The organism is Mesorhizobium sp. M7D.F.Ca.US.004.03.1.1, assembly GCF_003998635.1.
In the GTDB taxonomy this organism is placed as follows: Bacteria; Pseudomonadota; Alphaproteobacteria; order Rhizobiales; family Rhizobiaceae; genus Mesorhizobium; species Mesorhizobium loti.
In genome coordinates this window covers 1-6,124 of the sequence record NZ_RZQG01000326.1, presented here as the reverse complement: position 1 = coordinate 6,124, position 6,124 = coordinate 1, and the positions used below count along the sequence as shown (strand labels likewise).

General features: G+C 63.8%; 6 protein-coding genes, 1 other RNA gene and 2 pseudogenes. 4 read left to right on the top strand and 5 right to left on the bottom strand.

The genetic code is table 11. The features are described 5' to 3' along the window. From EN935_RS18660 to ffs, 3 genes and pseudogenes are all read right to left on the bottom strand, one after another. Window positions 1-88, bottom strand: a pseudogene (locus EN935_RS18660) (YbaB/EbfC family nucleoid-associated protein); the annotation flags it as partial. 30 nt (window positions 89-118) lie between these two features. Continuing rightward, a complete protein-coding gene (locus EN935_RS18655; RefSeq protein WP_109666299.1) occupies window positions 119-1,936 on the bottom strand; it encodes a DNA polymerase III subunit gamma/tau in 1,818 nt (605 codons plus the stop codon). A 104-nt stretch (window positions 1,937-2,040) separates the two neighbouring features. Further along, an RNA gene (gene ffs / locus EN935_RS18650) (signal recognition particle sRNA small type) lies at window positions 2,041-2,137 on the bottom strand. Window positions 2,138-2,309: 172 nt separating this feature from the next. Between ffs and EN935_RS18645 the strand changes: the two genes are divergently transcribed. From EN935_RS18645 to EN935_RS18635, 3 genes are read left to right on the top strand one after another with little or no spacing between them, the layout of a single operon-like run. Then, window positions 2,310-2,729: an HIT family protein gene (locus tag EN935_RS18645; protein ID WP_109666296.1), complete on the top strand. Its 420-nt coding sequence runs from the start codon at window positions 2,310-2,312 to the stop codon at window positions 2,727-2,729. Between the two features lie 41 nt (window positions 2,730-2,770). Then, a complete protein-coding gene (gene nudC, locus EN935_RS18640) occupies window positions 2,771-3,715 on the top strand; it encodes an NAD(+) diphosphatase (protein ID WP_127265225.1) in 945 nt (314 codons plus the stop codon). Window positions 3,716-3,752: 37 nt separating this feature from the next. Then, window positions 3,753-4,058, top strand: a complete 306-nt coding sequence (locus EN935_RS18635; RefSeq protein ID WP_127265226.1) for a Dabb family protein — start codon at window positions 3,753-3,755, stop codon at window positions 4,056-4,058. Here EN935_RS18635 and EN935_RS18630 read toward each other — a convergent pair. After that, entirely contained in the window at window positions 4,055-4,918 is an 864-nt protein-coding gene (locus EN935_RS18630) for a prephenate dehydratase (protein ID WP_127265227.1), read from the bottom strand. The two genes, EN935_RS18635 and EN935_RS18630, sit on opposite strands and share 4 nt — an antisense overlap. Before the next feature lie 43 nt (window positions 4,919-4,961). Continuing rightward, window positions 4,962-5,690: a 3-deoxy-manno-octulosonate cytidylyltransferase gene (locus tag EN935_RS18625; protein ID WP_109666287.1), complete on the bottom strand. Its 729-nt coding sequence runs from the start codon at window positions 5,688-5,690 to the stop codon at window positions 4,962-4,964. Window positions 5,691-5,882: 192 nt separating this feature from the next. On the opposite strand from EN935_RS18625, the pseudogene EN935_RS18620 reads away from it, so the two are divergent. After that, a pseudogene (locus EN935_RS18620) lies at window positions 5,883-6,124 on the top strand (cytochrome c family protein); the annotation flags it as partial.

Genomic DNA, 6,124 nt, shown 5'->3' with positions numbered 1-6,124 from the left:
CTTCCAGCGTGGCGATCTCGTCCTGCATGGCCTGGAACTTGGCCTGCATTTCCTTCGCCTTGCCCATCAAGCCGAGAAGATCTTTCATGGTCGGGTCCTTTGCGGATTCGTGGCTGGATCAGGTTTCGTCGTCGTCAGCCGGGGGCTCGACCGGCACTTCGGCCTCGGCCGTTTCGGCTTCCGGCGCGTCTGGAATGCGCACGTCGATGATCTTGGCACCGGGAAAGCGGGCCAGGATGGCGGCCACCGTCGGGTCGCTCTTGGCATCGAGGAAGGCGTTCTCGCGCTTGGCCGATTCCATCTCGGCAAGCGTCTGGCCACCCTCTTCCTTCGACAGCGAGACCAGCCAACTGCGGCCGGTCCAGGCGCGCAACTTTGTCGTCAGGTCGTTGAGCAGCATCTTGGGCGCGTCGCTGGTCAGGCCGACGTCGATCCGGCCGGGCTCGATGCGCACGAGGCGGATATAGCTCTTGACCTGCACCTTGAAGGCGATGTCGCGCTGCGCATCAGCCAGGGCAATGATGTCGGCCAGCGATTTCAGCGGTGCCGATTGCGTCTCCACGACGGGTTCCGGCGGAGCGACGAAGGCAACGGGGGCGGGCGTGGTCTCCACAAGCCGCATGGTCTGTGCGCCGCCCGACCCGGCAGGCATGCGGGTCTGCGCCACCGCGCTGGCGCCACCGCCATTGCCGGAACCTGCGGGCGCACCATTCGGGCGCGGCGCACCATTTTGCACCGGTGCTGCGCCCTCAAGCGATCTCAACGCCTCGTCCAGCGTCGGCAGGTCGGCGGCGTGCGCCAGCCTGATCAGCACCATTTCGGCTGCACTCACCGGCCGGTTGGAGGACTGCACCTCGGGAATGCCCTTGAGCAGCATCTGCCATGTCCGCGACAGCACACGGACCGACAGCGTCCTGGCGAATTCCGCGCCGCGTTGCCGCTCGTCCTCGGAGAGCGAGGCGTCCTCGATGGCCGTCGGCACGAAACGCAGCCTGGTGACGAGATGGTTGAATTCGGCCAGATCGGTCAGCACGGCAGCCGGATCGGCACCGGTATCGTACTGCGCGCGGAATTCGCCAAGGGCCGCCGCCACATCGCCCTTCATCACATGTTCGAACAGGTCGACGATGCGGGCGCGGTCGGCGAGCCCCAGCATCGCCCGAACCGCATCGGCGCTGACCGAGCCGGCGCCATGGGCAATCGCCTGATCGAGGATGGAGAGCGAATCACGGGCCGAGCCTTCGGCGGCACGCGCGATCATCGCCAGCGCGTCGTCGTCGACCGAAATGCCTTCCTTGGCCGAGATCGAAGCGAGATGCGCGACCAGCGCGCCGGCGTCGATGCGTCTTAGGTCAAAGCGCTGGCAGCGCGACAGGACGGTGATCGGAACCTTGCGGATTTCGGTGGTGGCGAAGATGAATTTGACGTGCGGCGGCGGCTCTTCAAGCGTCTTCAGCAGGCCGTTGAAGGCCTGCGTCGACAGCATGTGCACTTCGTCGATGATGTAAACCTTGTAGCGGGCCGAGACCGGCGCGTAGCGCACGCGCTCGATGATGTCCCTGATGTCGTCGATGCCGGTGTGCGAGGCGGCATCCATCTCGATGACGTCGACATGGCGGCCTTCCATGATCGCCTGGCAATGCTCGCCGAGCACGGCAAGGTCGACCGACGGCTGGTCGACGGTGGCGGTTTTATAGTTCAGGGCCCGTGCGAGTATGCGCGCCGTCGTGGTCTTGCCGACGCCGCGCACGCCGGTCAGCATCCAGGCCTGGGCGATGCGGCCGGTGGCAAAGGCATTGGTGAGGGTGCGCACCGTCGGCTCCTGGCCGACCAGTTCGGAGAAGTTCGAGGGACGATACTTGCGCGCCAGAACACGATAGGCGGCGGCCTTGCCTATCTCCAGGCTTTTTGGTCCCGAATTTCCGGCTTCGCTCATTCGCCCGTAAGCTCCAAATGGCCACACCCGAAGGCGGCCGATTCCTGCGCATAGTCTCGCCCGCGCTGCAATGCGTCGTCAATGTCGCGAGAGGGGCCGATGAGGTGGGAGGCTGGAACAATGACCCGTTCCGGGCTCGTTAGGGCTGCTTCCTTCCGGACCTGACCCGGTTGGCGAGTGGATCGTCCACCACCAACCTCCCGCTTTCCATATCGGCAATTGTGCGACGAAATGCAAGTGCGCCGGAGAAATCGCAAAAAGATGAAATTGGCGCACCAAACCGTGAGCGGCGCAATGATTCGCTTGCAGCCCCCTTGCCGCCGCTCTAGCGTTCCTGCGTTTGAGGAAACCAAGAAAAGCAAGGGAAACGCCGATGCTGCCGGGCCTGAAGGCCGGATTCACGCTGGACACCCGGCTGGAGGCGGACAGCGAGCAGTTGATGTGGCTTGGGCTGTGCGAATTGCGCGTGATGAACGACCGCCGCTGGCCATGGCTGCTCCTGGTGCCGCAGCGGCCGGGCGCGGAGGAAATCCACGACATGACGCCGCTCGACCAGGCGATGCTGACCTTCGAGACCAATATGGTGGCACAGGGACTGAAAAAAGCGACCGGCTGCACCAAGATCAACACCGGCGCTCTCGGCAACATTGTGCGCCAGCTGCACATCCATGTCATTGCGCGTTCGGAAGGCGATCCCGGCTGGCCAGGCCCGGTATGGGGGCACGGCCTGCGTGAGCCCTATCAACGTTCCGACCTGCGGCGGTTTGCCGAAACGATCAAGGCGGCGCTATAAGCGTTCCCCGTGTCCATCCCGCAACGTACGCCAGAGTCTCCATGAGCTTCCGCCTGTTTGACGCGCCTTTGCGCGAGCCGAGCCAGTTCGTCGGCTTTGCCGGCAACACCATCGACCGGCAATCCGAAAACCGCGCCGACGATTCCGTCGACAAGGCGCTCGCCGACCCGGCGACGCGGCTGCTTCTGATGAATGGCGGCCGGCTCTATCTGAGGCTCGGGGATGGCGGCGGTCTCGACCCCTGGTTCAGCGCCGCCGAGAGCGAGCCCTTCAAGGTCTCCCTTGCGCAAGGCATCCTGCTCGGTTTTTCCGAACAGGGACCGGTGCTGGCCGTGCCCGCCGGCATCGACGCCGAGCAATTGCCGGAAACCATCAAGGCCATCGACTATCGCTCGGTCTACATGCAAGGGCTGATCGACGAGGCGGCTGCCGGCGCGATGGCGCAAGGGGCCGCCCTGCTTGCCTGGCATGCCAGCCATCGTTTCTGCAGCAAATGCGGTACCGAATCGCAGATGCGGGCCGGCGGCTACAAGCGGCATTGCCCGAATTGCGGCACCGAGCATTTTCCACGCACCGACCCGGTGGCGATCATGCTGACGGCGACGCGGGAGAAGTGCCTGCTCGGGCGCGGCCGGCATTTCGCGCCGGGCATGTACTCGGCCCTTGCCGGCTTCATCGAGCCGGGCGAGACGATCGAAGCGGCGGTGCGACGTGAGACGCTGGAGGAGGCCGGCATCAGGCTCGGCCGCGTCGTCTACCACGCCAGCCAGCCCTGGCCGTTTCCCTATTCGCTGATGATCGGCTGCTTCGGCGAGCCGCTCAATGACGATATACAGGCCGACCTCAACGAGTTGGAGGACTGCCGCTGGTTTGCCCGCGACGAGGTGCGTCTGATGCTGACCAGGGAGCATCCCGGTAATTTGATCACGCCACCGAAAGGCGCCATTGCGCATCACCTCATCCGCGCCTGGGTCGATTCAGAATGATGGCAGCGAACACCGAAAGACATTGCAGGAGCAGGACATGATCCGTCACACCGTCGTTTTCACGCTGAAGCATCCGGCGCATTCGCTGGAGGAAAAGAGGTTCCTGGTCGACGCCAAGAAAATCCTCACCGCGATCAGAGGCGTCACGCATTTCGAGCAATTGCGGCAGATCAGCCCCAAGAACGACTATCATTTCGGCTTCTCGATGGAGTTCGCCGACCAGGCTGCCTACAACAGGTACAACGACCATCCAGACCATGTCGCCTTCGTGCGCGACCGCTGGGTGCCGGAGGTCGAGGCGTTCATGGAGATCGACTATGTGCCGCTGGGGGCGGTGATTTAATCCGCCACTTTCCACTGCTCACGCGACGCGCTGGCCGGATAGACGCCCAGAATCCGCACCTCGCGCGAGAAGAAGCGAAGCTCGTCCAGCGCCAGCTTGACCAGCGGATCGTCGGGATGGCCCTCGATGTCGGCGTAGAACAGCGTCGCCGTGAACGCGCCGAGCTGGTAGCTCTCCAGCTTGGTCATGTTGATGCCGTTGGTGGCGAAGCCGCCCATGGCCTTGTAGAGCGCGGCCGGCACGTTGCGGACGCGGAAGATGAAGGTCGTCATCATCTTGACGTCAGGCGACGGGCGCTCCGCCCATTGCTTGTTCTTGGTCAGGACGACAAAGCGGGTGACGTTCGAATCGGTGTCCTCGACATTTTGCTCGATGATATCCAGCCCGTAGAGCGTCGCGGCCAGCGCCGGCGACAGCGCCGCCATGGTGCGGTCCTTGACCTCGGAGACCATCTTGGCGGCGCCAGCCGTATCGCCGGCGACGATCGCCTTCCAGCCGTTCTTGCGGATGTATTTGCGACACTGGCCAAGCGCGTGGATGTGGCTGTGCACCGTCTTGATCTCGTCGCGCTTGACGCCCGGCAGCACCATCAGCTGGAAATGGATCGGCAGGAAATATTCGCCGATGATGTGCAGCTTCGATTCCGGCAAGAGATGATGGATATCAGCGACGCGCCCGGCAATGGTGTTTTCGATCGGAATCATGGCGAGGTCGGCCTTGCCGGTCTCTACCGCGTTGAACGCATCCTCGAAGGTCGGACACGGCAACGGCTCCATCGATGGATAGACGTTGCGGGAGGCGGTGTCGGAATTGGCGCCCGGCTCGCCCTGGAAGGATATTCTGTTGGTCTTTTCAGGCATGGCCAATTCTCGATTCAGGGGGTCTCAGCTTCGAAGGGATTTTTCAGTTTGCAAGGATGGTTCTGGCGCGTTCGAGGTCGTCCGGCGTGTCGACGCCCAGCGGCATCGAACGCACGATCTCCGCATCGATGCGCATGCCGGCCTCCAGTGCCCGCAACTGCTCCAGTCGCTCGCGGCGTTCGAGCGGCGACGGCTTCAGCGCGACAAAACGTTCAAGCGCGGCGCGACGATAGGCATAGAGTCCGACATGATGATAAAGCGGCCCCTCGCCCCAAGGTGCTGTGGCACGGGTGAAATAGAGCGCCCTCAGCCTGGTGCCCGAAAGCGGCGAACCGACGATCTTGACGACGTTGGGATTGGTCTTTTCCTCATCGCGGACGATCTCGACACCGAGCGTGGCGATGTCCACCGCTCTATCCTGGAGTGGCCTCAGCGATGCAACGATGATCCCGGGATCGATGGTCGGCAGGTCGCCCTGGACATTGACGACCGTTTCGACCTTGCGGTCAGGATCGAGCGCGACCAGCGCTTCGTGGATGCGGTCGGAGCCGGATTCGTGGTCCATGCGCGTCATCACGGCCTCGAAACCGTGCGCGCGCACCGCTTCGGCCACGCTTTGCGTGTCGGTCGCCACCACCACCCGGCCAAGGTCGGCCTCGGCGGCGCGGCGGGCGACATGGACGATCATCGGGGCGCCGGCTATGTCAGCCAGCGGCTTGCCCGGCAGGCGGGTCGAGGCCATGCGGGCCGGGATCAGGATCAGCGTGGACATCTCAGGTGCAAGGCGTCTCAAAGAGGACAAGGAAAGTGGCAAAAGGTCTCACTGGAAGCGCCCTTATAGGTGTTGCAACGCCGCAGCAAAAGACCTAGTTTCCGCCCGATTTGACCGCCCTGGCAGGGTGGGTCACGATACCGACGGACGGAGTGGACGGTTCGGTCCGCCGGAAAAGGGAGCAAGGGGCGTATGGATTCCAACGAAGTCAACAAACTGCTCGCCGGATTGCTCGGAACCGTTTTCGTGGTCTTCTCGGTCGGCATTGTGTCCGATGCGCTGTTTGCCTCGCCGGCTCCGGAAAAGCCCGGTTTCGCCATCGAGGCCACCGAGCCCGCCGAAGGCGGCCCGGCCGCGCCTGCTGCCGCAGCCAAGCCGATCGCCGATCTGCTGGCGACCGCCAATGTCGAGCAGGGCGCTGCCGTCTTCAAGAA

What these genes read in the sequence shown, in the direction of transcription:
- EN935_RS18630 (WP_127265227.1), bottom strand. Translation starts at nt 4,918, where the DNA reads ATGCCTGAAAAGACCAACAGAATATCCTTCCAGGGCGAGCCGGGCGCC.
- nudC (WP_127265225.1), top strand. Translation starts at nt 2,771, where the DNA reads ATGAGCTTCCGCCTGTTTGACGCGCCTTTGCGCGAGCCGAGCCAGTTC.
- EN935_RS18625 (WP_109666287.1), bottom strand. Translation starts at nt 5,690, where the DNA reads ATGTCCACGCTGATCCTGATCCCGGCCCGCATGGCCTCGACCCGCCTG.
- EN935_RS18645 (WP_109666296.1), top strand. Translation starts at nt 2,310, where the DNA reads ATGCTGCCGGGCCTGAAGGCCGGATTCACGCTGGACACCCGGCTGGAG.
- EN935_RS18635 (WP_127265226.1), top strand. Translation starts at nt 3,753, where the DNA reads ATGATCCGTCACACCGTCGTTTTCACGCTGAAGCATCCGGCGCATTCG.
- EN935_RS18655 (WP_109666299.1), bottom strand. Translation starts at nt 1,936, where the DNA reads ATGAGCGAAGCCGGAAATTCGGGACCAAAAAGCCTGGAGATAGGCAAG.